Origin of the sequence: Coleofasciculus sp. FACHB-1120 (assembly GCF_014698845.1) — a bacterium.
In the GTDB taxonomy this organism is placed as follows: domain Bacteria; phylum Cyanobacteriota; class Cyanobacteriia; order Cyanobacteriales; family FACHB-T130; genus FACHB-T130.
The window spans coordinates 57041-80888 of record NZ_JACJTV010000024.1 but is presented as its reverse complement, the minus strand read 5'-3'; the positions used below and the strand labels follow the sequence as shown (position 1 = coordinate 80888).

Below are 23848 nucleotides of genomic sequence, written 5' to 3'. Positions count from 1 at the left end.
GTGATGTAGTAGATGGTTAACTCTTTGCGATCGCAGTTTGAGCGTTCTTCTCAATGGTCTTGATTAGCTGGTTCACCTCTTCCGGAGTCTTGACGGGTGCCGCCGGGGGAATGGCGGTGGGCCAAGCAGTTTTCAATTGGGTCATGCTGTCTGCGATCGCTTTGTGGGCTTCCGGATTTTCTTTAACCATTTTATCGGCGATCCCTTTATACAAAGTGTCGGCGTAGTTAACAAACCCCCGCGAGTCTTGATATTCAATCGCGGCGGAGATTTTGCCGTTAGCGATCGCGGCTCCATATTCTGCATTCGCCGCATCTAGCAACCCGTTGATCGTCTGTAGCACAAACTTTGGAGACTGGCGTTGTGTTTCAGGTAAAGCCTGGATTGCCGCGTCCACAGCCTCTGTGGATTGAGTGAAACTCGTTTTCACACTGGCATCCTTGGGTTTGGACTTCACTAAATCTTGCAGGCTAATCAAAGTTGTCTTAAATTCTTTGACATTGCGTTCTTTAAGTTGGTCTTCTACATCCACGTAGATTTCTTCTACCGGGTGCCCAATGTGAGGTTCCGCTTGGTCGGGTTTTTGTTGATCGAGCAGTTCTCTGGCAACCAAGAGATGACCTTTCATCAAACCCAACTTGGTCATATAATCAACGTCTTTGGCTTCCCCTGTTAGCACTACATCCTGAATCGTGACCATGTCTTTCACTTGGTCATATTGCTCCTGGCTAATTACTTTTTTAGTAACTAATTCCTCAGGACTACCGTAGGGACGACTTGCTTGAATTTTATTAGACAGCGCTGGGATGCCTAATTTTGCTTCTAATTTGTCTAATTCGGAGAGAATAGCCGTGTTAATGTTGATTTGCTTCCCACTACTGTGATTGTGAGCAGCCGTTTCTGTGGTACTTGTAGGGGAAGCTACGGTCGAGGGACTCGCTGCTGGGGACGCGGTGTTGTTGGTAGTTGAAGCATTCCCACAGCTAGTGAGAGCGATTAAACCAGCGATCGCGACAGTAAAAGATAAAGACCAAAAAGAAGGCATCATTGAAGAGTTTTGAGACATTTTTTTAATTCAGATTCCGGGGTTTATTATCTAGTAGTTGCAAAACTATATCAACTATTTTTTGCGAAAGGTTCTACTAAGCAGAGCCGATCACTTCAAACTGACCCATACAACCGTGTTCTGCCATCTGGTCTTGATGGGGATGAAACATATATTTCCCCGGATACCGGAAAGAAAATTCTAGGATATGCCGTTCGGCGGTACCCATTGTGATCACATCTGTTTCTTCTGTAGGAGTCAGAGTTCGTCCAGTTCGATACACCTGAAACATATTGGCGTGCAGGTGAAACGTCGCCGCTACATCGAACTCAATCATGTTCAGAACGTATAGGCGAATCAGCTGATTTTGGTAAATTTGGATCGGGTGCATCATGTAATAGTCCGGCAGACCATTAAAGGCATACAGCTCATTTTTCCGATCCTCATCAACGTCATACCCAGCCATCATCAGCACCATTTCATCCGCAGGTGGACGGCTTTCTGGAGGGTCAATGATAAACATTCCGTACAGCCCTTTGCCAATATGTCGCGTCACCGGCTCTGTGTGGCAGTGGTACAGATGCACGCCAAACGGTTCTGCATCAAACTCATAAATTGTCGCGGCTCCGTGGCGCACCGGACGCACTCCATCCATCTCAGAGCGGTGGAAGCCATGAAAGTGCATTGAGTGGGAATGTCCACCTTGATTGAGGAAAAGAACGCGAATGCGATCGCCTTCTTTTGCCCGTAATGTTGGCCCCGGTACGCGCTCGTTGAAAGTCCAGGTGTTAAAAGAAACCGCACTATTGAGCTGTAGCATGGAATTCTCTGCAACAATCCGAAATTCCCGGATTTTCCGTCCATTTTCCTGCTTAATGGTGCCATAATCAAAATCCCGTAGCACCGTCATTGGGTTGACGCCACTCGGATCGACGGATATATCGCTCGCAACTGGTGGCACTCTTACGGGCTGCGTTTGTTTTTTATTGAGACCGGGTAAAGCCAAGCGTAAAGCATTACCTCCGGCTAACGCTGCACCAGTCACACCGACTCCTGCTAATCCGAGTGCCAGCAGTTTGCGGCGGCTCAAAGGTTTTCCTTGTTGTAGTAATAGTAGTGGGTTCTTCGGCATGACACGATCGACGGTTCGCGCCGATCAATTGAGGAAAGTTTGTAAATAATTCCAGAAGAGTATAAAACTCTGTTCATTTATTGTCAATTATTCTCAATAAGTAAATCAAGATAAACGTTAGTAAAATTGCTTGCCTAGTTTTGACAGTGCATACATAGCATTAAGGCGTCGTGCGACTTTCATCGCCGTTTTTTCGATAGTGAGGTTCGGTAATCGTCGTGAGGGCGAATTTTTCTGCGTCCTTTGCGGTTAAAACAATCAAGTCCAAGCGCGGAAGAAAGTATTATCCTCCCAAGCAGCAGCAGTGCGTTGCTCAATTTCTGCGATCGCTCTCTCAGCAAGTGGTTGGAATGCCTGCGCTATCTGGACATTTGACTCTAACTGTGCAGGGTTTTCAGCGGCGATGACTGCACAATGCACACCTGGAACTGACAGCGAGTAGCCCAACGCTTGATGCATTCCATCCAACACTCCCGGCTTAAATAGACGCCCATAAGCTGGCACCTTCATGGCAATCACACCCATCTTTTTCTCCTGCGCCACTGGTAGCACTGCGGGAATAAACGGGCGCGGATGGTGTTTATCCGCAGCATTTATGGGAATAAGTGTTGTGTCAAAGGCATAACGGCGCAAGCCTTCAGCAATGATTGTCGGTTCGTGGTGTCCAGTGATGCCAACGAAACGCACCAGCTTTTGCTGTTTTGCCTCTTCCAAAGCCTGAATTGCACCGTTGCGCCCAAAAATTTCGTCTAGTTCTTGCTCAAAAGAGACATGATGGAGTTGCCATAAGTCAAGGTAATCTGTATTCAGACGTTTGAGACTGCGCTCCAGCTCTCGCCAAGCCCCATCTCGGTCACGGATAGCTGTCTTACTGCTCAGGAACAACTTACTTCGATGTGCAGGTAGCACCTTTCCTAGATAGTCTTCGCTAGGGCCATAGCTTGCCCCTGTATCAAAGTGACGAATTCCTAAATCTAAAGCTTTTTGAATGAGCGCGATCGCTTTCTCTTCCGAATTTTCCCAGGATAATGGTGTCTGACCAGCACCTCCCAAACCGAGAATCGGGAGACGCACCCCAGTACTTCCCAATTCCCGTTCTGGCATGGTGCCTGTTAGCGGCGACTGGGATGACTCCGCTGGCGTCTGATTTGCTTTCAACGCCGCAGTGCCGACAATTCCTCCTGCTACAGCTATGCTAGTGGCTAAGAAAGCACGGCGCGTTGTTTTCGGTGTCATGGTGATTTTATAGAGTAGTGCTTCTACTCTTTGTTTTAGCAGCGAATCCTGCTTGCGATCGCAATGATTCTGGTTGTTTCATCGGATGCGATCGCTACTGAAATTTCAACGAAGGAACACTCTGGCTGAAATAAAACAAATCTTCTCTCTCTTCATGTTAGAAAGCATCTGACAATGAAGAATGGGGGAGAAGCTTAAGTGGTGTGAAGAGTAAAGATGTGCAAAATCTTAAAGAATCCTCAGTGGGTAAGCTCAGCAGTTTTAGGAGCAATCCTGGTTGTCGGTGGGAAAGCGATCGCGTCTGAAATTCCGACAACGCCAGAAAATCCTGTTTCTGTTGACACCCCGGAAGTTGTCCTGCCCGTCGATGATCTCCCAAAGTCATCATCCAGCGTTTTAGAACAAATCAACGGCTACACTCAGCCAGACTCGGCGCAGGAAGACTCTGTTGATGACCCCATGAGCCAAGTCACTAACGTTTCCCAACTAAAGGATGTTCAACCAGGTGACTGGGCGTATGAGGCGCTGCGGTCTTTAGTAGAGCGATATGGAACTATTGCTGGCTATCCCGATGGCACCTTCCGTGGCAATCGAGCCTTGAGCCGCTATGAATTCGCCGCTGCCCTAAATCTTGCCCTCAACCAAATTGGCCTGGTACTGCCTGTGGCGAACGGAGACGCCATTGCTAAAGAAGACTTAGTGATATTGGAGCGCTTAAAAGAAGAATATACCCTTGAACTTGCCTTGCTACGCGGGAAAGTCGATGAACTAACAGCGCGGACTGCGGAACTGAAACTGATTGGATTTTCCACCACGACCAAACTTGCTGGAGAAGCGATTTTTGGGGTTGCAGGTGTTGCAACCGGGGAAAATGCTGATGGTAAGCCGATCGATGATGTGGCAATCTTTGGGCATCGGACGCGCCTAAACTTAGAAACTAGCTTTACAGGTCGAGACATCCTGAGAACTCGACTACAAGCTGAAGGATTGGGTTCGCTTTCCGAACGTACCCTTACCCCAGAAGGCGACCTGTTTTTTACGGGCGATACTAGCAGTGATGTCGTGATTGATGAGCTGCTTTACCAGTTCCCCGTCGGTCAGAATACAGAAGTCGTGGTTGCTGCTAATGCCAGCGGCGCAGAAGACTTTACCAATACCGTCAACCCTTACCTGGATGGCGACGGTGGCAGCGGTGCCTTATCGCGCTTCGGAACCCGTCCTTCCATTTACTACCTGGTTGAAGGGGCGGGTATTGGCATTCGGCACGCTTTCAACGACAAACTGGAACTGAGCCTAGGCTATTTAGCCGGTGACGCGGAGAATCCAGAATCTGGAAACGGATTGTTCAATGGTTCTTACGGGGCACTAGCGCAAGTATTATTTAAACCCAGCGATCGCGCCAGCATTGGATTGACTTATGTTCACGCTTATAAAAATGACCCGCAAACTGGCAGCAATGACGCCAACCTTAATAATGAGTTAAATCCGTTAGGGTTTCCAGTGGTTAGCAATTCCTACGGTGTAGAAGCCTCTTTTCAAATTAGTCCCCGGTTTGTTGTTGGGGGTTGGGTTGGCTACACGGCGGCGAGGGCGATCGCGCTAGGAGATGCCAACATCTGGAACTGGGCTTTAACGTTGGCATTTCCTGACTTGGGAAAAACCGGCAACTTGGCAGGTGTGATTGTTGGCATGGAGCCAAAGGTGACAAATCGGGCTAATAGCCTTAGCCAGTTAGGGATTCAGGATTCAGATACCTCATTGCACCTAGAAGCGTTCTATCAGTACCAGGTGACGGATAACATCGCGATCACACCAGGGATTATCTGGCTCACCGCTCCCGATCACAATGCGGCTAATGACGATCTGGTGATTGGTACTATCCGAACAACGTTTACTTTCTAAGGGTTGGAAGTCATCAGTCCTTAGTTGGGGAGTCGCAACTAAGGACGAATGACTAATGATGAATCTCCAGATTCAGGATATAGCTCCCCAACTGGACTTTCTCCGACCATAATTCATATTCCAGCCGCAGATGCTCTGGTAACATACGCCCCTCTAGGGTCAAACTTTTGGTAAAGTTTCGCAGACGCACCTGCCCATGCGCGGCTAAGGACTCGCTATGCAACCAATAGCGGCTGAGACCATAAATGCCTCGTTCCCAGAGGTGGCGATAACTCAACTTGCCGTTTCCCTGCATGGTCATGATCACCCTAGAAGGGGAAATTTCCAACCACAAAAGTCGGGGAGTTGCTGGCGGTTGGTCTTTGGCGCTATCAGACGCTTCATCGGAACGTTCCCAATCCCGGATTTCTGGTTCGGTGAGCAGTAGATGAAAACGCTGCTGGTCTTTCTGATACAAGGTAGCAGCGGTTTCAATGGTAGACCAAACCGGCATATCAGTAGATACAAGTGATAGGCAGACAGGTCTGCGGTGATGGGTCAGCATGGAATGTGAGGAGATAGAAATTAAAGACTACTATTGTTCTAGCAGCTCTGGCTGAAGCGATCGGACTTTTCACTAAAATTACGTCCAAAGCGATCGCTCTCCCAGCTACAGGGCGGCAAATTATCGCCGCATACCCTCGCTGCTTACCCAGTCACTACGCTAACGCGATCGCTCTCCCCATGCCCTAATGCTCCGAATTGCCTGTCTTACTTCCCGCGAAATTTTTTTCGTTCAGGTATTGACAAAATCTTTTCAATTGGCTAAATTAATAAAAGTGCAACGGAGCAGGCCCCCATCGTCTAGAGGCCTAGGACACCTCCCTTTCACGGAGGCGACGGGGATTCGAATTCCCCTGGGGGTATCCGAAAAGCACAACGAAATCGCGTCATCGCAAGCCTTAAAAACCTTGCAATGACGCGATTTTAGTATTTGTGGCATGGATGAAATATACTCAAACATACTTAAATAGACCTAAATATACTTAAAAAACTAGGCTGGATTTTAGGCAAGCGTGATCGAAAAACTAGCACAAGCCAACGGACGACTGAAAGCCGCGAAAGTCGGAGCGAAGATTGAGATTAAAGGGAATCGACTTTATCTTCGGGCGACGTTTCCGCCAAAGTCTTCTTCCTCAAAGCAGATCCCTTATCAGCAGCGGCTGGCTTTGGGCATCCACGCGAATCCCACTGGCCTTAGTGAAGCAGAGAAGGAAGCCCGAAAAATTGGGGCGCTATTGGACTGCAAGGAATTTAGCTGGGAGCCATACCTAAAAGCCTCAGCTGAGAGAGAGAATGCCAATACCGTAGCCGATTGGACTTTACGCTTTGAAGCTGATTATTTCCACCGCCGGCGACGCTCGGATAAAAGCGAATCAACCTGGAAGGGAGATTACTTAAAAGTATTGCGACAGCTGCCACAAGATGAGTTGCTGTCCGTTGATTTATTAAAAACCTTGGTACTGGCGACGACACCCGACAGTAAATCTAGAAAACGGGTGTGTATGGTGGCGAATGCCCTAGCGAAGTTCGCAGGCTTGGATTACGATTTTCGCCCCTACGCTGGTAGATATTCGCCGCGGAGAGTTTCTCCGCGTGACTTGCCAGACGATCTTAAAATTGCCCAAACTTGGTCAGCCATTAAAAATCCAGCGTGGCGGTGGGTCTGTGGGGTGATTGCAACCTATGGATTAAGACCCCACGAAGCTTTCCATTTGGACTACAACGAAATTAAAGCGGGTTCGCAGGTGATCAGTGTTTTGGGTGGCAAAACCGGCGCTCGTCGCGTGTGGCCTTGCTACCCTGAGTGGCACGATCAGTTTGAAATCGAACAGGTACGACTGCCAAATATCGACCTTGACCGAAGTAATACTCGGATTGGGGAATCCTGCTCAAAATACCTGAACCCCCGGCTACCCGGTTTTAAGCTTTATGATCTGCGGCACTGCTGGGCTGTACGAACCTTAGAATTCGGTCTCGACCTGACGCTGGCAGCTCAACAAATGGGGCACAGCGTTCAGGTCCATACCGATACTTACCACCATTGGATTACAGATAAACACCACCAGAAGGCGTTTGAGGCGCTGATGCTGCGGAGCGATCGCCCAAAAGCTCCCGTGTTAGGGCTAAATCAACAAGCTTTTCGACAGCAAATTGACTAAGGTATAAACCCCAAACATCTTTATCTGACCTGAAAACCAGTTTGACCCTTACGTGATAGTGACTGATGGATAAAAGCGCCAAGAGCCTTTTTGCTTCATCAAGTCCTTCACTGAGGTCAAAGTATTTTTTAGTTAGGAAAAGTTCCAAGCGATCGCCCTAAACCCCCAAAATTAGAGAACCATTTTGACCAATTGTCGCGACAGTGTCACGACAATTTTTATCCATCCTCATAAGCGTTCTCAACAAACAATTCTTTTGTCAAAAAATCCGCTGCAATCTCGCACTGAATGACAATTTTTTCAAGATTTTTAGCTTCATTATCGTCGCTGTTCCCTTCAGTGATGATAATGATGTCAGTTGTCACTTCTACTGCGTATTCTTGAATTTCGTCATTGCGTTCTGTTACCTTTGCATTAACAACTTTGCAACTATCTATATAGTCTTCTGCAATCTGGTTCGTGGTGTCATGGCTCTCTTCCCATGAGTAGATCATTTCACCTGGAGCGTATTTCTTCAGCACGTAGTGTTCTGCTAAATTGCACAAAAATTCATCAGTGACAGTCTGGATATTTTCCATATTGATCCTAAATTGGTAGCGATAGCTGACCGAGTCGTTCTCGTTTGAGCCGCTTCTTTAGTGGCATGGCTTTGAGGTCGTAGCGGCAGTGACACCCTGAGCAGAGGGCTTTTAGGTTGGAGGGGTTGCAGTTAGCGGGAACATGATCCAAATGAGCCACTGTGAGGGTGAATCTCTGGGGATGCTCCACAACTTCGTCCCAGGGCTGATTCCTGCGCGTGCAAAATTCCGAAAGTGTTTCCCCTTTGCGGCGGCATTCCCTGCCGCATTCTTGACAGTTCCAATTAGCAGCTTGTTTGATTTGCAAGGCGATCGCATTCCAATTGGCCGGATAGAGGCGGCGATCCATTGGCATTTGTCAATTCCTTTTTTCTAGCGGGGTTCCTAGCACTTCAGCGATGCGATCGCAGTGCCACTGGTAAGTCGGTCGGGATGCACCAGGGGCGCTGGGAATTCGATAATGTTTGCCAAGTTTGAACAGTCCTTCTTTCCGCAGCTTCCGGAGCTGCCTGGCGGAAATGCCAAGGACAGCAGCCGCAGCGGCGGTGTCGAGCCATTGTGGTGTGCTAGCCATTCCAGGTAGTTCTCCTTGCTGGCTCTACATATTCTGTTAGTTCGGAGATTGGTACGGTTTTGGCGACAAAATCCTTTGTTTTAGGGTTATAACCGCTAATTTTGGCTTTGTGCTTCCAAAGCTTCACAATCTCGCAGTTGTACCCATCCCAACAAACCTTTTGGCCTTCGTGCAACTCTAGTGGAGCTTGAGGAGTGATCGCGTTCTCTTCACCACTAGATGTAGGGGTGACAGGTTCATCAGCCGGTGCGATCGCACTACTTTCATGGATGGAAGCAACCACCGGTGACTCTTCAATCAATCTCAATTCAGAGGTGAAATACCAGTCAGTTTCGCGCCCTGGCTTCCCCTTTCGTTCTGCCCAGCGCACCAACCACTCTTCTCCGTTACCACGGCTATTTTCTATACAGCCGTGCCAAGTGTACTGAGTTGAGTAGGGATCTGACGTTGCCACCATGTCGCCAAGATTGAACGCGAGTAAGTGATCGTTAACCGGATGATCACTAGCACGATCACTAACACGATCAGAAACGCTATCGCCTGCGGTGTCTTGCTTCCAAGAGTTAGTGATCGTCTGATCGTTGTTTTCGGAATTTTTATCTATTTCTTGAGTGGTCGATTTTGCGTTTTTGACGATCAGACGATCACTAACTCCTAGAACCCTTTTGCTGTCTAGTTTTGTTTTGTGATCGTCTTTGTGATCGTCTTTGTGATCGTCGGCTTCACCACGATCACTAACTGCTGCTGCTCTTAACTCTGCCTTAACCTTGGCATTGGCTTCCCGATCCGGTGGCGTATAGTCGGGTAAGTCGCCTTCGATACAAATCCAATACCCATTAGGACGCCCCTGGCGTTCCAGTTTTTTGCTGTTGATAATCCCGTCCCTGGCTAAATCGGCAGCATAACGGCGGGTGCTATGCAGGTGTCCGCCGAGCGCTTCGTGAATTTCGCTAGCTTCATAAACTGTGTTGGGGTGAGATTGAAGAAATCCGACGATCTTATCTTTAATCGATAAATCTGGACTGCCATCAAGGTCTGCCTGGTTGCCTAGACAGAGCCAGGAGCTATCTTCGGGATTGAATACCATTTCATAGATAGCTGGGGCACGAGAGCGGGATTTTTCAATTTTTAATAACCGCTCTAGCGATCCAGACCTGACATCGTTGGCGGAATTGCTGACGCAGATAACATCAGACACGGCGTTCACAATAGCTGATGTCCCTCTGGGCTTCCCTTCCCCGTTAGCGTGGTGAACCAGGATAATGTGGCAACCATATTTTTGTGCCAATCCTTTTAGCAATAAGACTGGACGGGCGTAAGCTACATCGTTTTCCGAGTAGAGCGAATTGACACTGATCGATGTGAGCGAATCAATGACGACTAAATCAGGGCGTAGATTCTCTAGTTCTTTGTCTAGCTTCTGGATGTGATCGACTACCCAACGGGTTTTATAGTGGATGGGCATTCCTTCTGTGAAGCCCCGGTCATAAATTACTTTTAAGGTGTCAGTTTGGGATTCATCGGTTTGAATCAGCAGCACTTTTCTTTCTTTGGCTGTGACAGGAAAACCGCTCCAAGACTCTCCTTTTACTAGGTGATAAATCCAGTCATAAGCGAGTCTTGTCTTACCAATTCCGCCTTTTCCGTAGAGTAAGCTAACTTTCCCTTTAGCAAGGAAGCCATGCATCAGCCATTGTTGAACAGAGTTCCCGTATTTTTCACGAAACTCTGTTAAGTTCATTGCTGGCTCATCTTCTTCGTTGAGGAGAGACTTGAAGTAGATGGTTTCCAGTTGGTTCAGGTTCAGATTGAACTTCTTTGCAAGGCGAATGAGTTTAAGATGTCGGAGTGAGGGATCTTCAACTGATAATTCAATTTTTGATATCTGATTTATGAGTTGTTGGTGTTCTAGTTCTTCAACATCTTTCAGCCCTCCGCCAAGGGTTATCGATTGGGTGACGTTGAAGGTTTGCTCTTGGATGTAGTTCAACAGCTCTGGCAGGTCTGTCGCTACTTCATAGCCGACGCTGCTTATCTCGCCGCCTAGTTCAATCAGCCGTCTTCTGTGATGTTTGTCGAGAATCAGTTGAGCGTAGTTGTCAATATTTACGGCTGATATCGTTCTATCTACTAACTGTGCAAGTTTGTTCTGTCCGCCGATTATGTCAAGAAGGTTTCTGTCATAAAGCCAGGTCGTCACCTGCATTAAGTCCGTGCTTTTTCCGGAACTGTGGAGTGATTGACAAGCCCGATAAATCTGCTGATGACTTTTAAATGAGAAGTGTTCGGGAGAGAGGATATCCGCTACAATTTCCATTGCCCCTGGATCTAGGAGAATGCCTCCAAGAACCGACTCTTCTGCTTCTAGGTTCATGGGCGGCAGTCTGTCACCCATCATCTGTGTCTGTCGAATAGCAATCATTTTTTATTACTCCTTCTTTGGCGATCGCTCCCTTCAACGGGTCAGGGGCGATCGCCTTTTTCTTTAACGCTTACTAGTAGTGGCAAAGCTTGAAACGAAGTATTTTCCTGTGCTGGGATTCCCCGATAGAAAACCTCTGTGGCAGAAAAGTTCTAGGCTGTATTCAATGCTTTTTTGACTTGCCTGCACCCCTTCTCGATAAAAGTATTCAGTAAGTTCGCCAGCAGTGACTGCGTAGTGATATTGGTGACACAGAAACACCTTGAGGACGAGCCAATCAATTGCACTGAGATGGTGCGCGTAATAAATTAAGTCGGAAAGCTCGATTTTGTTTTCCATTTTTTTGCGGAACTAATTAAAACTCGTCGTCGAAGCCTTGTGATTCCTCCATGATTAGGGGGATTTTTTGTAAGTCGGACTCTGGCAGCCAGACCGGAGGGTGATCGCCAGAAATAATTTGATAAGCCCAGCCGTCTTGGCGGATAACCATACCTGCGACCCATCCCCTCAGACTGGGTGTTTTGACATCCACCGCTTCTCGTAGTCCGAAGAGTGGACTTGTGCCCCATAACAAATTGCGGATCAGGTGATTACTCATGTTTGTGTTGTTGCGATCGCTTCCTCGACTTGGGACTGAGGCGTGACATCCAGTGTTGAACTGCTCAGAAGATTCCAAAGGTGTTCAGCTTCGGCATCGTGAAGCGTTATAGAGGAGTCGCTGCCGCCTTGATAAATCCACAAAGTGTTTGTGCGGTGTTCGATGTAATCGATTGTGTTGAGGTTAAAGATTCTGTTGCCGATTCGGATTAGACGTGAATCGGGGATAGACAGCCTATCTCCAATTCGCATTAGTCGGTTGTTCATTGATTTCTCCTTCTGTTGTTGGGGGTGCGATCGCGCAAATGGCGTTAATGAGACGATTTAGATGGGCAGACCGGAGCGGCTAACTTTAGGTCTGCCCAGTGTTGTTGTGTCTATAGGTAAGTAATTGTCATGAGCGATCTCGATAACGATGATGTGCTTTGGATGGATGAGGGCATAAGTCCTCTTGGCATTCCCACCTGCAAGGTCAATGAGATGAAGTTGCAAGTGATGCATTGCTTAGGCAGAGAAATGGAAAACCTAGCTTCTGACTGGCTTGGCGATGGTTTAACTTGTGAGCTTTTAAAGCCTAGGAAAGAGTGGCAGAAGGGAAAACTGCGGCTCCGCCTAGAGTTTGTACCCGACGAGCCTTTAGAAGATCGCCCGAATCATTAAGTCAATCGCGCAAATAGCGCTAATGAGACGATTTAGATGGGCAGACCGGAGCGGCTAACTTTAGGTCTGCCCAGTGTTGCTGTATCTAGGTGATTTATATGAACATCCGCGACCTCAACGATGACGATGTTGTGTTCGTTAAAGATTTCCACGGAATGCAGAAGTCTAGCGAATTTGCAAAAAGATTCAAAGGTAGCATTCACGCTCAGTACCAAGTTTGGTTTGACCAAGGAGCTGAAGTTGAATTCTTGAGAACCTCTGGAGGCGGCTGGCAGAAAGGCAAGATTTACCTTCGTCTGGAATTTGTCCCTGATGAAGCAGCCGATAACCCTGAGTCTCTAGATGCACTGCGAAGGCAGTTGGGCACCGATCAATAAGTTGGTCGTGTCACCTCCTGTTTGATGTGTGTCCACCTTGAGGGAAGAAGTCGTTGGGCTAATCGGCACACTATGACGGGGTCTGTTACCTACCTGCTGTAGGGGCAGACCTCTCTTCCGCATTTGTACTTATTAGCTTTAAACTCCATATCCCCCTGGTGGGACGATGTTGATGTGGGCAGACCAGACCGCAAAATCCAGGTCTGCCCCACTGTTGTTTTGTGCATTTGCCGCCCGTAAACGGTTTACGGTGACTTTTACCACGTTACCGTAAACCGCTTTACGCGTAAAGCGGTTTACGGTAAGATGAACAATGAAAAGGTTAATTTCTCACTTGTGGAACTTAGAAAAAGAGCAGGAGTAACGCAAAAAGAGGTTGCTAACGCTTTAGGCGTCAGCGATCACACTATTCGTAATTGGGAAAAAGGTAGGGCAGAAGCCGAACTTCAGCTTTGGCAAGTAAAAGCTCTGTGCCAAATCCTAGACTGCTCTTTAGATGAGTTACCTGATCGTTTCAAGCTACAGGAAGAAGGATTAGAAAAGGAGGGAATTTAAAGGAGGATTCCAGCAACCTGACTCTTGGTATCGTCCCATAGAAAAAGCCGGGGCTTCCCGACACCCCGGCTTTCCACACAACCAATTCACAGGAGGTAAACGAACAATCAGCCGTGATTCATCCTTTCAGCCTGCAACTTCTCAATCACGGAGTTCGCTTTAGTTACATAGTCCGTGTATCGTTCCACTCGCTGTTGTGACGCTTCTAACTGTTTCTTGGTTGACTCTAGTTCCTTCTCCAGTTCCTCAGTCTCTTTTTTACTTCCACGGGCTACAGGCCAAGGCGAAAAAGTTAAAACCAACAAACCAAAAAACATTGTGTAAGGAAACGCCAAAAGACCAAACCACATCCAACGAGCTACACCCTTGCGTCCCACCTTCCCAGGTAAGCTCCACGCAACGGAAAACCATAGCCCCAATACAATCACGAGGGTTACAACAAGAGTGATTCCTTCATGAAAGCTTTGAACTTCAAAATTTCTGTCGTACAGACGCTGAAATGGGTCTTCTACTTCAATCGGCTGAGATTCGTACTGAACAAACTCAAACTGATTCATTTGATCACCTAGTTGAGAGCCGAGCCGGAGAGGCTCTCGTTCCCCGACTCCCTTCTAGTAATCCCAAAAAGGTTCTAAATGGAACGCGCAATCGACCAAAATCTTATCTTCAACCAGATCCGAAAATACAACCAAGCTCATAACCAAACCCGCAAAGGTGCGGCTCTAAAGCAGGTTGGAGTCCACGTTGGTCTGTTGAAGAAAGAAAAGCGCGATCTCACCAACGAACAGCGGCAGATGATGATCTATTTTCTAAATCAATTCTGTGCTTATCAAGGTGTCCCCCTCGTTATCCAATAACAAAGCCAGCGGGGTGGTATTCGCTGGCTTTGTCCCCCAAACGGAAATAAGGAGTTATTCCCATTATCATGCACACCATCGTTCTCGCTATCGATCAGGGTAATTTTGACCTCAAATACTTTGACGGTCTGGAAGCCAAAGCTATCCGCTCCGTGCGTTTCAAACTGCCCAAAGGCCGCTTACCCCTCACCAGTAACAACACCAGCCCGTTAATTGAGTTTGAAGATCAGCTTTACCACTTCGGCTATCAGGCTTACAAATACCGCAAACAATCCCACACCGTAGAAGAAGAGAAGGAAGCCTCAGCGCTGCTCAACACCTTGCCCTGTATTGAGCCATACCACTCTGAGTTCAAGCTGCACATTCACACATCGCACCCAGAGCCGGACAAAGCGGAAGAAATCATCTCCAAGCAGCTGATCCGGTCCATTGACTACAAGCGCAATGGAAAAGCGATGCGGGTTCACATTGAATCCGTCCGAGTTGAACCAGAAGGCTACCCCGCTTACACCTACGCCAAGTCTCTTCCCGATCTAATTCCAGATTCCGGGTTCACCGTTGTTATCGACATCGGCGGCGGCACCTGGCTCAGCCGACTGATAGACAACAAAGATGGAGAAATTATTGACTCTACCGTGAGCAAGCGCGGCGGAGCCTACGAACTGGCGACGGCGATTAAGTTTGACGAGCGGCTGTGCAAAGCCCTAGGCGATCAGCCCGCGGCGGGAATGATTATGAACGGATTTGCAGACGGCTCTCATCACTACCCGGATAATCCCAGAGCCAGCTGGAAGCCCTACCTTACCGAACACCTCGACCCTTGGTTCAAAGGCATCTTCGGAGAAGTCAAGAACCAGTATCAGCCCTACTTCCCGCGCATCCGTCGCTTTCTTGTCACCGGCGGCAGCTCTCACCTGATTGCCCACAAAATCCAAGGCATCCCGCTATTTGCACTGATTCCGGAGCCGCGCTTTGCTAATGTGCGCGGACTACTGCCAATGGCGATCGCCCAGAAAGCGATCGCATGAAAGTTACTGTCAGAGGCCAGCACCAGGCGCTAGTAGAAAAAGTGCAGGAGCTGCTGGGAGGAGTCACCCCCACCGATGCGGTGAACTACATTATCTATTCCCAATACAGCGCCGTAGTGGAGCAATTGCAGTCCGATTCACCCTTAGCAGTTCCAAAAAGTTCCAAAAAGTTCCAGTTAGTCCCGGAGCCTACCCCAATCAGTCCTAAAAGCTCCAAAAATGAATCAACAGAACCCACCGCGGAGGACGCTTTCAACGCATTGGGTCTTTAAAAAAAGCTTGTCAGTAACCAGCGGCGATAGTTTCGTAGGCTTCCAACCGCTGGCTGCTGGCTCACACAACCTAAGTAATGGAGACATTCCGATCATGACAGATTTTGAAGTCGGATTTCCAGATGGGCAGTACCTCGCGCACCGGGTTGACCTAAGCGCAGCCATTGAATTAACTGACGCCTTCCATAAGAACCTCGACCCCCAGCCAATCATCGAGCGCATCGCAGATCCAGGAATTCGGGCAGCGGCACAGCGCATCACCAATAACCTTGCCAATCATCCAGCGCGGGGGCAAGGAAACTCAGCCGAGTGCGTGAACTGGGGTTATGTGACAGAGCGCGTTCGCCGCTACAACCAGCAGCCAAGCGATGACCTGCTCTATCGCATCGGCACCCATGTTGATGCGCTGACGCCTGAAGACCAAGACCTGATTCAACGCCACCAGCAGGGTTATCTCAATCCAGAACAGCGCTTCCGCGTTTTGAGCTGGATTGTTCGCCAAGGGTTTGAAATGGAAGGTGACATAGCGTTACTCATTTTCGGACGAGAGCAACTAACCGAATGGTGGCAGCGATCGCAGCAAGCTTACCCAGACTTTGAATTTTACCTAGCGTTTGAAGCCGATCCGACGGATGCAGAGCCTCAACTTTGCTTCACGATGCACTGGCTACCCAAGCCCGGAGCGCCTCAACCCTGTAGCGATTGTGATTTCCCTTGGCAACCGTGGTGGGATAGCGGAGATATGTTTTGGGGAGCATTAACAGGACAATGCATTAATCAATTTGAGTTCAATCTTTTTTGCTATCCCAATCAGGAAAGCTTTGCTGTCCCTAAAAAGTTCTGTGAAGAAGGCGATCGCTACACAACTCTTACTCAGGAAGAAGCAGATTTGATGTCGGTGGCAGCAGTTTTGGGAGTCTAAAGATGAAGCTAAAAACTTCTCATATTCTCCTAGCATCTGCCGCCTTAATCTTTCTTTCCAATGGCGAACGTGTGAGAGGCTCCCTTGAAAAAGGGGAAGCAATCAGGCAGGAACAATCCAGCTTCAACGACTACATTCGGCAGAACCGAACCAAGGCACGGATGGCTGAGAAGCTGTCTAAGGTCGCCCTCGATAGATACCGCAACAACTGCATTTTAGTAAGGACAGCGAAGACGACTGGAGAGGATTATTTCAGTGAAGGAACCAGGGTAATGAATCCCCGCTTGTCGCAAACCTTACGCCCTGGAGCCTTTATCTGTAACAGCCTTGGTGATACTGCCATTGTCAGCGAGAACGGCACAATCGCTGACATTGCACGTATCACGATGACAGACCAAGAAGAATTTAAACAACTACTAAGTCAGAGGTAAACGAGATGGCTAGATATTCACAAACTGGGGGAGGTCAAGCACCTCAAGCAACTTATCCTTACAGCGGAGGGATACCCAGAAAAACAAACAAGCTTCATATCAATGCACGGCTCATCGCTAAGATTTTAGTTTGGGGAACGATTGGTTTTGTTGGGCTTTTAAATGTACAACCGTGGATTGAGCTTGCAAGGCACATCGCAAAAGAACTCACCAACATTCCCTTCCTTGATAGCCTTGTAAGAATCCCGTTCCTCGGTGGATGGATTGAATGGGGTTTTGCAAATATCATTCCTTTTCTGGCAATTGTGATGTGGGGATTGTGTCAGTTGAAGGAGATACTGCCTTCCCTAGTAGAAAGTCCGACAGATGAAGCGTATCGGAATCGTTGGATCGCTTACGGGTTTGAAGCGATTATTTGTTTCTTGCGATTCCCCCCTTATGAAGGTGGCGTACAAGCAATAGTGGAAGACGCCCCGAACTGGGATAGTAGTTTGATACTTTGGTGGACTTTGGTATTGTTCTTAGTCACCATGTTTAGCTTTGAAATGGTGTTCAACCTCCGCAAGAACATTCAAGCTAACTTTCGGTAATCTCGTTTAAATCATGCGGTATCAGCCCCCAGTAAAGTTTTTGGGGGCTTTATTTTTAGGAGGATGAAATGGAAGGAAACAAGCTAGCTCGGATTGCAAGCGACATTGAATTTCAAAATGATTTTGGAGAAGAGGTGCTAGGGTTAGGACGCATCACGAAAGACCAGGGGGTAATTGCTGTCTGCTCTCTCGCTGCGGCGTTCGTCGGCAGTGCGATCGCTGGTATTCCGTTAGCGCTGGTTGTGCTTGCAGTTGGACTCAATGACATCGGAGCTGTCAATCGTTCACGCAAAGCCAACCCTAAGCCAGTAGAAGAAGAGGAGCCAGAAGCAATCGATGTCCCAGCGAGAGAAGTTGAGCCGCCAGGTCTACCGATAACCGAGCAGGATGTTCAGCCCACTGATTCAATGCCAAATGGCACGCCCTTAAACGCTCCACCCGTCCAACCAGTTCCCGTAATTCGTCCGCCGCAGACTAAAGAGGAATTGCTCAAAGCCCTACGCCAGCAGTGCCCTGCGTTTCTCAGTCTGGTTAAGTCCCATCCAATCCGCTGCGTCGGTGTCCAGCGTTCGGGTAAAACGACATTGGTTAAGAAGCTGGCATTGTTGCGGCTGGTTCTGCTTCCCGGTCATCGGGCGATCGCTTCCACGCCACACCACGAGCCAACAAACTCTTATCCTGCTGCCTTCCAGGTTGTAGGTATCAGTAACGGCAAGCGAGATTACCCAGCTATCAGAAAAGAGTGGAACGGATTAGCGCAGCGCGTAGAAGATGGAAATGTCAATTCAATTACGACAATTTGGGATGAGTTCGGGTTGATGGATCGGGTTGTGGAAGAAGAGGTTCTTACCGCTGTTCTGACTTCATGCCTGCGAGAAACAATGAAATTCGGTGAGTACCCGGTGTTCATCGTCCACGGTGAAACTCAAGCATTTTTACCAGGCAGCAAAGGACTCGTAACTGTTTTTCTTGAAGGCACCGTGCGCGTCGAGACAGTAGGGGAAAAGACCATTGGTGCCGATGGGCTGGAGACTGTCCAACCTACGGGAAAGTTCAAAATTCAATGGTTGGACGGTACCAGGGAAGAAGGAAAAATCCCAGACTGGCTAACCGAGGAATTGTTGATGGAGATGCTACCTCAATCAATGCCGACGATGATACAGCAACCAGTAACGGCACCCCAAGCCATTACCGAGGAGACGCCAGAATTAGAAGCTGTCGCACCCACCGAAACAACTACTGAGCTAAAGCTTTCAGACGGACTGAAAGAACCGCTTAAAAGCATTTGGTTGTTCGCAAAAGAGAAGGATGATTGGGTAACTGTTCGTGAAATTCAACGCAAAAACTTTGGGTGTTTGAAAGGGAAAGGTAGCGAACAAATTCGTCAATACTTAGGACTGTTAGCAGACATGGGATATGGGCAAATTGACGAGGAAGACAAGGCTCACTCCTCTGTCTCGTTCCTGTCTAACTAGCTGTCGCGTAGCTTGTCATGTACGGCGCGACAAGCATGACAAGCCACGCGACAACCCTACGCGACAACTACATGACAGATTTATAAAGGCAACGCGACAACTCTACGCGACAAGTCTGCCAGACCCGATACAGATGATAATTAAACAGTCTTGAAAGTAACTTGAAGGTAAAAATTGAAAAGCTCCTGCTCTTGTTTGTTTACAGGGGCTTTTTTATTGCTCATTAATTAATTGCCAAGTCTGTACCCCGACAATTCCATCGGCAACTAAACCGCGATCGCGTTGAAATTTTATGACCGCCGCCGTAGTTCCTGACCCAAAAATGCCGTCAGATGGAATGCCTAATTTCTTTTGTAATTGGGCAATCGGCGTCCCCATCATTCCAGCTCTTAAACTGGTTCCTATTTGTGGAAGTTCAGGAGGATTCGCCAGCCGCTCAAACCCAGGGCTTGAGTCGAATCCATTAACCGAGACGCACCGCAGCACCTTTTCAGTCTGCTGTCCCCACTGTCCATCTTCAATAATTCGGCGCTCTGGATAGTTGTAATTCCAGAGTTGTTGAAAAGCCTTTGTCGCCAACCAAGATAAATTTTTACAGCCGGGGCCGCGATAGTCGAAGTGCATTGGATCAAATGACCCGATCCAATCCCAGCCAAACTTTTCTAAATACGGACGCCATCCAGCGGCGTCCTCAACATCCAGGGCCAACCCGGTATTGTGGTTTGATTTTCCCGGTTGGGCGGCGGCGGTGATTCCACATCTCCCAGCTCGACAATGCGAGTAGAGAACGAACTGTTGGGAAATCGTCCGGTAGGCAGAATTGACTACTAATTTACGACCACGAGCAGTGATCGCTTTTTTGAGTGCTGCGGCAGCGGGGGCTTGTAAGAATGGATGGCAACCGCCGCCACACTGAACATTAAATTTAGAAAAGTCCACCAGTAGGCCGGGGCTGATTCTTTCAATCTGTCGGATTAGCTGAAGATCCAGGGCACGGACGCCAGCCGTTGAACAATCAAGATACCGGCCTACAGTAGACATAATTTTTCCTCTATTTTTTAGATTCAGGCCAACTCACGAGCGTAAACGTTAGGAACGACCAAAGCGAAATCGGCAAAAATGCTAGGGCCGCGAACCAGGCCCAACGGGAACCGCCGCGATACCCGGCTTTTGATGGGAGCCGCCACGCAACGGCGAACCACGTTAGGATGACCGCCCCTGCTACACCCATATCGACAGCGCTGACCGGCGTTCCGTCATCTAAGCGAACAACTTCTTCCGGGTTAAACGCTTGACTAGCCTGCGACTCGACGGGAACTGATTGAATTTCAAACTGAGCGATAAACATTTGATTACCTGTTGAGAGAGCCAGAACCGGAAAGGCTCTCAGGTTTTCCGGTTCTATCTTTAGTAATCCCGAAATTAAATTGAATGTTTTACTACGGCTGATTTGATTTCTTTGAGTTCGTCGCGTAGGTCTTGAAGGGCTAGCAGTTGAGCGTCATTCTGATTTTTCTTAGCGTCCCGTAAGTCTTCAATCAAAGTCTGTAGAAGTTGGCGGTCAGCGTCCCTATCCTTTTGTTCACTCACCGAAAAGTATTTCCAACCTTCCTTAACTAGATAAACTGCCAAAGCAGACAACACTGACCACTCCACCAAGCCCGGTGACGGAACTGGAGGGGAGAAAGAAGGCATCGCAGAATCGGCAACTAAAATCGTAGAAGTATTTATAGAATTCATGGCTGCATACTGAGTCTTTATGATTCCAGTATGCGATGGGTTTCCTAGATTTCCGCTCAGATTGCTTGCGCTTCAATCAATCTTCTCCATGAGATTTAGCAATGGAAAACTACAGAGATTAAAGCATTAAAAACGATGTGCGCTATCTGGCATAGACGCCCGCTAGACTACCTAAATTTCGCGGGAATATCTTTCTATCAATTCTTGGATCGAAACTCCTTTTTTTAATGCTTTGTCTTTTAAAAGCCTTTTAGCTGTCGGGGTTAGACGAATTGAAAGCTGCTCTGATTTTGCTTCGTCGTAGATTTCCCCTTTACCCCGCTTCGATTTCTTTCCAGGTTTTCCCACATATTAAAGTCCCGTGGTTCTGTAGCGCCCGCTCATCGGTTCTTGTTCAACAAGTCCTAATAATTCAAGCTCAAATAAAATTCCAAGCACTTGACCGGAAGGCATTTCTAAATAAGTAAGAATTGTGTCAAGCGTTCGGTAATCGGTGGACAGCGCCAGGTATACAAACCGCTGGTCTTGCGTTAGGTTCGCACTGGCAGCGGGAGGATTAGGCGGGGGTGGCGGTGCGACCGATGGAACACTAACCAGCGCATCCAGCGAGAAGATAAAAAGCTCAGCCAAAAAGTCTAGATTTTTATCGCCATAGAGCCAGGGCTGGTAATATCCTCCAGAAGTGCCCTTCTTTTTGGGAATCGCTTTATATCCAATTCGCCGTACCAGATTATCGTCTGGCTTGTAAGTCGCCGAGGCGTCTGGCTCGGTTACTCGCAGATAGTGAAAGCCACCAGGTAAATTGTATTGTTTCAAACGGCGGGTGTTGGGGTCTTGCTCCGTGCTGGCGACAGTCGTACCCCCAACGACCGGAAAAGGGTGCAGTTCGCTAGCGGATGCGATCACGCTGAAGCGGCTCATTCCTCCCACCCAAAAATCAGCAGGAGCCGAAGCGTAATAATAGATATCTGCAAGCAGCCCGTAGACTTCCGGGTAAATTATCCGGTCTTCAATATTTTTAGTTACAACCGAGGCAATCTTAGAGCGAACCGTTACCGCCTCAAACGGGTTAATCGCTTCGCTCAACATCTGCCAATCGTTACTGGTCGGCAGCACAGAAAATAAATGATTTCCGAGGCTGACCCACGCCATTTAAAAACCCAGTAGTTGCAAATTGGCATCGGCAACAAGCAAGTATCGATCCATATCTTGCTCCCAAAATTCGCAGATATCCAAATAAGTTTCCATATCCATTTCACCTGCCAGGAAGAGAGAAAGCGCTTGATTGACTTCAAACACTTTGCGGAATTCCCGCTCTAAATCAATCCCTAAATTGGGAATGATTATCGTACTCAAAGCACAAGCGCTCTCAATTTGAGATTCCTGGATCTGCATCATTTTCTCTATCTCTGTCTGAATTTCTCCGCTCGAAAACTCACGCGACGAGAAGTACCGGCAGCCGGCGCGACCGCAGCGACCTGTCCAGCTAATCGCTGAAAAGCTTCGTAAACCCCCTCAGTTGCGGCATCCGCATCAACTGCCCCGAATGGAATGGTATAAGATTCGGTCGGAGTTTTGTCGTAAGAAAGCTTTGTAATTTGGCTAATTTTTGAAGTAGTTGCGCCTGCGGCTACTTGAACAATAATTTTCGCCGAATTAAAACCCGCTCCCGAAGCATTTACATCATCGGCGTCGCGATGCGAAAGAGTCAGTTTGCTTAATCCGTTTGCTGTAATCTGCCCATCAGCTCGCCCGCTCAAACTGGAAGGATAAATAGTAGGCGCTGCGGGAGAGGCAACTAAAATCCCAAAGGGGCGAACGCCAATCCGAACCGTACCGTTCCTTTTTTGTCCCTCAACGTCGTAATCCGCAGTGCCTGCTTTGAAAGCCTTGTAATTATCGATAGCCCCGCCAGTTGCCTTCAAAACTTTTGTGGCATAGTCTAGCCGTGAAAATCGTCTTCCCATTTTTTTTAATCCCTAATTAATAATCCCCTCTGCTTATTGCTTCGGAGCTTGAGCGGCCCCGACTTGGATCGGGAGAACAGCGGTAACGCTGCCAGTTGCCAGCGCGTAGAGCTGCCCCTCGTGATTTGTCCGAGGCGGTTGGATTGCAGGGGCAGCGAAGGCGGCTAATCGCTCTCCAGGGGGAAGAGGTTGACCATCTCCAGCATTAATCGCAGTTTGAGCCGCTGCGCCAGCTTTGATTAATTGATAGACCAAATCCACTACTGCCGATTCGCTTAGGGCGGCAACCGGGCGACCGATGAAAGCACCAATATCTAGTAAAACTTTACCGTTTGTAACAATAAAGCTTCCTTGTGGGACTTCATTTTGTGATTCCAAAGCTTCAAAAGAAAGGTCAGCCATATCTTGTTCAAATTTGATTTAAAGGATGCCTTAAAGATGCCATTGGATAATCGTTCTCGTCAATCCGTGAAAACCCTTACGCAGCAAGGGTTTTAGACGGATAAAAGAAAAGCCTCAAAGGTTAACCTTTGGGAGAATGATTACCACTATAATTAGAAACACTCAAAGCATTTTTACTAGATAGTCAGTAAGGAGCTATCCCCGCTCTATTGGATTAGAGAAGCGATTTGACCGATCCACAAGACAAATGGGATTAACTAGACCGTGTAAAGTGAGCGTCGCGTACTGGAACTTAACTTTTACAACAGGTCTGCGATTAGGGGCATCGACAGATTTTCCTAAAATAATTCTCTTTCTTTTTGTGTTAGGAAAGGCTTTTTCTGGGGCTGCATTCCTGTTAATAGTCATATTTTCCCATTCTGGTGAATGACCTCTAATATCTAAAACTTGCTCGATTACCCGTTTTCCTTCGGCTTCGGACTGGCAAAGTAACTGAAGTTGATATCCTAAATCCCAATCACTATAGGAACACATGATTTTTCCTTTATTCCAAACAAATCCGCCTCCACCAGCAAACTTTCTTTTAATAATAGATGCGACTGCTTTTAATTCTTGATTGGTAATGGATTCGCTCTCTTTATTCATGATACGGAACCCTATATGACCTTTTGAACGACGATAGGAATCTTTTACTCCTTCTTCTTGAAAAAACAAATTTATTTGAGGCTTATGTCTTCTTTTAACTGCGCTATCTGTAGAAATAAATTCGTTTCCCCCGTTTTTTTGTAGCATTTGATTTATTCCAATAAGAAGTGTAATAACTGGCTTTAAAGTTTCCTCGGAACCACTTAAAATAATCTCATCACTACTCATGATTCTTATCCT

33 protein-coding genes and 1 tRNA gene are annotated in these 23848 nt (G+C 47.8%); 13 read left to right on the top strand and 21 right to left on the bottom strand.

The features are described from left to right. Nucleotides 1-16 precede the first annotated feature (16 nt). From H6H02_RS19380 to H6H02_RS19370, 3 genes are all read right to left on the bottom strand, one after another. A complete protein-coding gene (locus tag H6H02_RS19380) occupies nucleotides 17-1045 on the bottom strand; it encodes a helix-hairpin-helix domain-containing protein (protein ID WP_190820780.1) in 1029 nt (342 codons plus the stop codon). Between the two features lie 97 nt (nucleotides 1046-1142). Continuing rightward, entirely contained in the window at nucleotides 1143-2177 is a 1035-nt protein-coding gene (locus tag H6H02_RS19375; protein ID WP_190820764.1) for a multicopper oxidase domain-containing protein, read from the bottom strand. A 258-nt stretch (nucleotides 2178-2435) separates the two neighbouring features. Then, nucleotides 2436-3413, bottom strand: coding sequence for an aldo/keto reductase (locus tag H6H02_RS19370; protein ID WP_190820758.1), 978 nt, complete (start codon nucleotides 3411-3413; stop codon nucleotides 2436-2438). A gap of 216 nt (nucleotides 3414-3629) precedes the next feature. Between H6H02_RS19370 and H6H02_RS19365 the strand changes: the two genes are divergently transcribed. Next, nucleotides 3630-5315, top strand: a complete 1686-nt coding sequence (locus H6H02_RS19365) for an iron uptake porin (RefSeq protein ID WP_190820756.1) — start codon at nucleotides 3630-3632, stop codon at nucleotides 5313-5315. 52 nt (nucleotides 5316-5367) lie between these two features. On the opposite strand, the gene H6H02_RS19360 is transcribed toward H6H02_RS19365, so the two are convergent. Next, entirely contained in the window at nucleotides 5368-5859 is a 492-nt protein-coding gene (locus H6H02_RS19360) for a hypothetical protein (RefSeq protein WP_190820750.1), read from the bottom strand. Nucleotides 5860-6147: 288 nt separating this feature from the next. Here H6H02_RS19360 and H6H02_RS19355 point away from each other — a divergent pair. Further along, nucleotides 6148-6220 (top strand) — tRNA-Glu (locus H6H02_RS19355). 150 nt (nucleotides 6221-6370) lie between these two features. Next, nucleotides 6371-7516, top strand: a complete 1146-nt coding sequence (locus tag H6H02_RS19350) for a site-specific integrase (protein ID WP_190820748.1) — start codon at nucleotides 6371-6373, stop codon at nucleotides 7514-7516. Nucleotides 7517-7734: 218 nt separating this feature from the next. Here H6H02_RS19350 and H6H02_RS19345 read toward each other — a convergent pair whose 3' ends face one another. The 7 genes from H6H02_RS19345 to H6H02_RS19315 form a co-directional block, all read right to left on the bottom strand. Further along, nucleotides 7735-8094 (bottom strand): hypothetical protein, encoded by a 360-nt coding sequence (locus H6H02_RS19345; protein ID WP_190820746.1) that lies wholly within the window; start codon nucleotides 8092-8094, stop codon nucleotides 7735-7737. Nucleotides 8095-8101: 7 nt separating this feature from the next. Beyond that, nucleotides 8102-8449: an HNH endonuclease gene (locus tag H6H02_RS19340; RefSeq protein WP_190820744.1), complete on the bottom strand. Its 348-nt coding sequence runs from the start codon at nucleotides 8447-8449 to the stop codon at nucleotides 8102-8104. Between the two features lie 3 nt (nucleotides 8450-8452). Continuing rightward, entirely contained in the window at nucleotides 8453-8668 is a 216-nt protein-coding gene (locus H6H02_RS19335; RefSeq protein ID WP_190820742.1) for a helix-turn-helix domain-containing protein, read from the bottom strand. Continuing rightward, the gene (locus H6H02_RS19330; RefSeq protein WP_190820740.1) at nucleotides 8661-11090 is read right to left on the bottom strand and encodes a DnaB-like helicase N-terminal domain-containing protein; all 2430 of its coding nucleotides are present in this window, start codon (nucleotides 11088-11090) and stop codon (nucleotides 8661-8663) included. Before H6H02_RS19330 ends, H6H02_RS19335 begins: the two co-directional genes overlap by 8 nt. A gap of 63 nt (nucleotides 11091-11153) precedes the next feature. After that, nucleotides 11154-11429, bottom strand: a complete 276-nt coding sequence (locus tag H6H02_RS19325; protein ID WP_190820738.1) for a hypothetical protein — start codon at nucleotides 11427-11429, stop codon at nucleotides 11154-11156. Nucleotides 11430-11445: 16 nt separating this feature from the next. Further along, entirely contained in the window at nucleotides 11446-11688 is a 243-nt protein-coding gene (locus H6H02_RS19320) for a hypothetical protein (RefSeq protein ID WP_190820736.1), read from the bottom strand. After that, nucleotides 11685-11954: a hypothetical protein gene (locus H6H02_RS19315; protein WP_190820733.1), complete on the bottom strand. Its 270-nt coding sequence runs from the start codon at nucleotides 11952-11954 to the stop codon at nucleotides 11685-11687. Before H6H02_RS19315 ends, H6H02_RS19320 begins: the two co-directional genes overlap by 4 nt. Nucleotides 11955-12083: 129 nt before the next feature. On the opposite strand from H6H02_RS19315, the gene H6H02_RS19310 reads away from it, so the two are divergent. From H6H02_RS19310 to H6H02_RS19300, 3 genes are all read left to right on the top strand, one after another. Continuing rightward, on the top strand, nucleotides 12084-12347 hold the full coding sequence (locus tag H6H02_RS19310) for a KGK domain-containing protein (RefSeq protein WP_242040781.1): 264 nt from the start codon (nucleotides 12084-12086) through the stop codon (nucleotides 12345-12347). A 98-nt stretch (nucleotides 12348-12445) separates the two neighbouring features. After that, nucleotides 12446-12724 (top strand): KGK domain-containing protein, encoded by a 279-nt coding sequence (locus tag H6H02_RS19305; protein ID WP_190820731.1) that lies wholly within the window; start codon nucleotides 12446-12448, stop codon nucleotides 12722-12724. Between the two features lie 306 nt (nucleotides 12725-13030). Then, on the top strand, nucleotides 13031-13279 hold the full coding sequence (locus H6H02_RS19300; RefSeq protein ID WP_190820729.1) for a helix-turn-helix transcriptional regulator: 249 nt from the start codon (nucleotides 13031-13033) through the stop codon (nucleotides 13277-13279). 107 nt (nucleotides 13280-13386) lie between these two features. Here the strand turns inward: H6H02_RS19300 and H6H02_RS19295 are convergent, their stop codons facing one another. Next, nucleotides 13387-13836, bottom strand: a complete 450-nt coding sequence (locus H6H02_RS19295) for a hypothetical protein (RefSeq protein ID WP_190820727.1) — start codon at nucleotides 13834-13836, stop codon at nucleotides 13387-13389. Nucleotides 13837-13914: 78 nt separating this feature from the next. Between H6H02_RS19295 and H6H02_RS19290 the strand changes: the two genes are divergently transcribed. From H6H02_RS19290 to H6H02_RS19260, 7 genes are all read left to right on the top strand, one after another. Continuing rightward, nucleotides 13915-14136, top strand: a complete 222-nt coding sequence (locus H6H02_RS19290) for a hypothetical protein (protein ID WP_190820725.1) — start codon at nucleotides 13915-13917, stop codon at nucleotides 14134-14136. Between the two features lie 68 nt (nucleotides 14137-14204). After that, on the top strand, nucleotides 14205-15164 hold the full coding sequence (locus tag H6H02_RS19285) for a ParM/StbA family protein (protein ID WP_190820723.1): 960 nt from the start codon (nucleotides 14205-14207) through the stop codon (nucleotides 15162-15164). Continuing rightward, on the top strand, nucleotides 15161-15436 hold the full coding sequence (locus H6H02_RS19280) for a hypothetical protein (RefSeq protein WP_190820721.1): 276 nt from the start codon (nucleotides 15161-15163) through the stop codon (nucleotides 15434-15436). The genes H6H02_RS19285 and H6H02_RS19280 overlap by 4 nt, the downstream gene beginning before the upstream one ends. Nucleotides 15437-15530: 94 nt before the next feature. Then, complete coding sequence (locus H6H02_RS19275; RefSeq protein WP_190820719.1) at nucleotides 15531-16358, top strand: hypothetical protein; 828 nt, start codon at nucleotides 15531-15533, stop codon at nucleotides 16356-16358. Nucleotides 16359-16360: 2 nt separating this feature from the next. Continuing rightward, entirely contained in the window at nucleotides 16361-16789 is a 429-nt protein-coding gene (locus tag H6H02_RS19270) for a hypothetical protein (protein WP_190820717.1), read from the top strand. Nucleotides 16790-16794: 5 nt separating this feature from the next. Then, nucleotides 16795-17379 carry a hypothetical protein gene (locus H6H02_RS19265; RefSeq protein WP_190820714.1) on the top strand — a complete coding sequence of 195 codons (585 nt, stop codon included), beginning with the start codon at nucleotides 16795-16797 and terminating at the stop codon, nucleotides 17377-17379. Nucleotides 17380-17447: 68 nt separating this feature from the next. Further along, the gene (locus H6H02_RS19260; protein WP_190820712.1) at nucleotides 17448-18854 is read left to right on the top strand and encodes a hypothetical protein; all 1407 of its coding nucleotides are present in this window, start codon (nucleotides 17448-17450) and stop codon (nucleotides 18852-18854) included. 213 nt (nucleotides 18855-19067) lie between these two features. Here the strand turns inward: H6H02_RS19260 and H6H02_RS27270 are convergent, their stop codons facing one another. From H6H02_RS27270 to H6H02_RS19215, 9 genes are all read right to left on the bottom strand, one after another. Then, nucleotides 19068-19895, bottom strand: coding sequence for a peptidoglycan-binding protein (locus H6H02_RS27270; protein ID WP_242040780.1), 828 nt, complete (start codon nucleotides 19893-19895; stop codon nucleotides 19068-19070). Between the two features lie 10 nt (nucleotides 19896-19905). Then, entirely contained in the window at nucleotides 19906-20202 is a 297-nt protein-coding gene (locus H6H02_RS19250; RefSeq protein ID WP_190820710.1) for a hypothetical protein, read from the bottom strand. A gap of 74 nt (nucleotides 20203-20276) precedes the next feature. Beyond that, entirely contained in the window at nucleotides 20277-20594 is a 318-nt protein-coding gene (locus H6H02_RS19245) for a hypothetical protein (RefSeq protein WP_190820708.1), read from the bottom strand. 171 nt (nucleotides 20595-20765) lie between these two features. Next, nucleotides 20766-20942 carry a hypothetical protein gene (locus tag H6H02_RS19240; protein WP_190820706.1) on the bottom strand — a complete coding sequence of 59 codons (177 nt, stop codon included), beginning with the start codon at nucleotides 20940-20942 and terminating at the stop codon, nucleotides 20766-20768. Between the two features lie 3 nt (nucleotides 20943-20945). After that, the gene (locus H6H02_RS19235; RefSeq protein WP_190820704.1) at nucleotides 20946-21746 is read right to left on the bottom strand and encodes a hypothetical protein; all 801 of its coding nucleotides are present in this window, start codon (nucleotides 21744-21746) and stop codon (nucleotides 20946-20948) included. Beyond that, nucleotides 21747-21992, bottom strand: a complete 246-nt coding sequence (locus H6H02_RS19230) for a hypothetical protein (protein WP_190820702.1) — start codon at nucleotides 21990-21992, stop codon at nucleotides 21747-21749. A 5-nt stretch (nucleotides 21993-21997) separates the two neighbouring features. Continuing rightward, a complete protein-coding gene (locus H6H02_RS19225; RefSeq protein ID WP_190820700.1) occupies nucleotides 21998-22561 on the bottom strand; it encodes a hypothetical protein in 564 nt (187 codons plus the stop codon). Nucleotides 22562-22594: 33 nt separating this feature from the next. Next, a complete protein-coding gene (locus tag H6H02_RS19220; protein WP_190820698.1) occupies nucleotides 22595-22963 on the bottom strand; it encodes a hypothetical protein in 369 nt (122 codons plus the stop codon). 195 nt (nucleotides 22964-23158) lie between these two features. After that, nucleotides 23159-23836 carry a hypothetical protein gene (locus H6H02_RS19215; RefSeq protein ID WP_190820697.1) on the bottom strand — a complete coding sequence of 226 codons (678 nt, stop codon included), beginning with the start codon at nucleotides 23834-23836 and terminating at the stop codon, nucleotides 23159-23161. Nucleotides 23837-23848: the final 12 nt, after the last annotated feature.

Coding starts and splice junctions, on each gene's coding strand:
- H6H02_RS19380 (WP_190820780.1), bottom strand. CDS start 1,045: ATGCCTTCTTTTTGGTCTTTATCTTTTACTGTCGCGATCGCTGGTTTA.
- H6H02_RS19375 (WP_190820764.1), bottom strand. CDS start 2,177: ATGCCGAAGAACCCACTACTATTACTACAACAAGGAAAACCTTTGAGC.
- H6H02_RS19370 (WP_190820758.1), bottom strand. CDS start 3,413: ATGACACCGAAAACAACGCGCCGTGCTTTCTTAGCCACTAGCATAGCT.
- H6H02_RS19365 (WP_190820756.1), top strand. CDS start 3,630: ATGTGCAAAATCTTAAAGAATCCTCAGTGGGTAAGCTCAGCAGTTTTA.
- H6H02_RS19360 (WP_190820750.1), bottom strand. CDS start 5,859: ATGCTGACCCATCACCGCAGACCTGTCTGCCTATCACTTGTATCTACT.
- H6H02_RS19345 (WP_190820746.1), bottom strand. CDS start 8,094: ATGGAAAATATCCAGACTGTCACTGATGAATTTTTGTGCAATTTAGCA.
- H6H02_RS19340 (WP_190820744.1), bottom strand. CDS start 8,449: ATGCCAATGGATCGCCGCCTCTATCCGGCCAATTGGAATGCGATCGCC.
- H6H02_RS19335 (WP_190820742.1), bottom strand. CDS start 8,668: ATGGCTAGCACACCACAATGGCTCGACACCGCCGCTGCGGCTGCTGTC.
- H6H02_RS19330 (WP_190820740.1), bottom strand. CDS start 11,090: ATGATTGCTATTCGACAGACACAGATGATGGGTGACAGACTGCCGCCC.
- H6H02_RS19325 (WP_190820738.1), bottom strand. CDS start 11,429: ATGGAAAACAAAATCGAGCTTTCCGACTTAATTTATTACGCGCACCAT.
- H6H02_RS19320 (WP_190820736.1), bottom strand. CDS start 11,688: ATGAGTAATCACCTGATCCGCAATTTGTTATGGGGCACAAGTCCACTC.
- H6H02_RS19315 (WP_190820733.1), bottom strand. CDS start 11,954: ATGAACAACCGACTAATGCGAATTGGAGATAGGCTGTCTATCCCCGAT.
- H6H02_RS19310 (WP_242040781.1), top strand. CDS start 12,084: ATGAGCGATCTCGATAACGATGATGTGCTTTGGATGGATGAGGGCATA.
- H6H02_RS19305 (WP_190820731.1), top strand. CDS start 12,446: ATGAACATCCGCGACCTCAACGATGACGATGTTGTGTTCGTTAAAGAT.
- H6H02_RS19300 (WP_190820729.1), top strand. CDS start 13,031: ATGAACAATGAAAAGGTTAATTTCTCACTTGTGGAACTTAGAAAAAGA.
- H6H02_RS19295 (WP_190820727.1), bottom strand. CDS start 13,836: ATGAATCAGTTTGAGTTTGTTCAGTACGAATCTCAGCCGATTGAAGTA.
- H6H02_RS19290 (WP_190820725.1), top strand. CDS start 13,915: ATGGAACGCGCAATCGACCAAAATCTTATCTTCAACCAGATCCGAAAA.
- H6H02_RS19285 (WP_190820723.1), top strand. CDS start 14,205: ATGCACACCATCGTTCTCGCTATCGATCAGGGTAATTTTGACCTCAAA.
- H6H02_RS19280 (WP_190820721.1), top strand. CDS start 15,161: ATGAAAGTTACTGTCAGAGGCCAGCACCAGGCGCTAGTAGAAAAAGTG.
- H6H02_RS19275 (WP_190820719.1), top strand. CDS start 15,531: ATGACAGATTTTGAAGTCGGATTTCCAGATGGGCAGTACCTCGCGCAC.
- H6H02_RS19270 (WP_190820717.1), top strand. CDS start 16,361: ATGAAGCTAAAAACTTCTCATATTCTCCTAGCATCTGCCGCCTTAATC.
- H6H02_RS19265 (WP_190820714.1), top strand. CDS start 16,795: ATGGCTAGATATTCACAAACTGGGGGAGGTCAAGCACCTCAAGCAACT.
- H6H02_RS19260 (WP_190820712.1), top strand. CDS start 17,448: ATGGAAGGAAACAAGCTAGCTCGGATTGCAAGCGACATTGAATTTCAA.
- H6H02_RS27270 (WP_242040780.1), bottom strand. CDS start 19,895: ATGTCTACTGTAGGCCGGTATCTTGATTGTTCAACGGCTGGCGTCCGT.
- H6H02_RS19250 (WP_190820710.1), bottom strand. CDS start 20,202: ATGTTTATCGCTCAGTTTGAAATTCAATCAGTTCCCGTCGAGTCGCAG.
- H6H02_RS19245 (WP_190820708.1), bottom strand. CDS start 20,594: ATGAATTCTATAAATACTTCTACGATTTTAGTTGCCGATTCTGCGATG.
- H6H02_RS19235 (WP_190820704.1), bottom strand. CDS start 21,746: ATGGCGTGGGTCAGCCTCGGAAATCATTTATTTTCTGTGCTGCCGACC.
- H6H02_RS19230 (WP_190820702.1), bottom strand. CDS start 21,992: ATGATGCAGATCCAGGAATCTCAAATTGAGAGCGCTTGTGCTTTGAGT.
- H6H02_RS19225 (WP_190820700.1), bottom strand. CDS start 22,561: ATGGGAAGACGATTTTCACGGCTAGACTATGCCACAAAAGTTTTGAAG.
- H6H02_RS19220 (WP_190820698.1), bottom strand. CDS start 22,963: ATGGCTGACCTTTCTTTTGAAGCTTTGGAATCACAAAATGAAGTCCCA.
- H6H02_RS19215 (WP_190820697.1), bottom strand. CDS start 23,836: ATGAGTAGTGATGAGATTATTTTAAGTGGTTCCGAGGAAACTTTAAAG.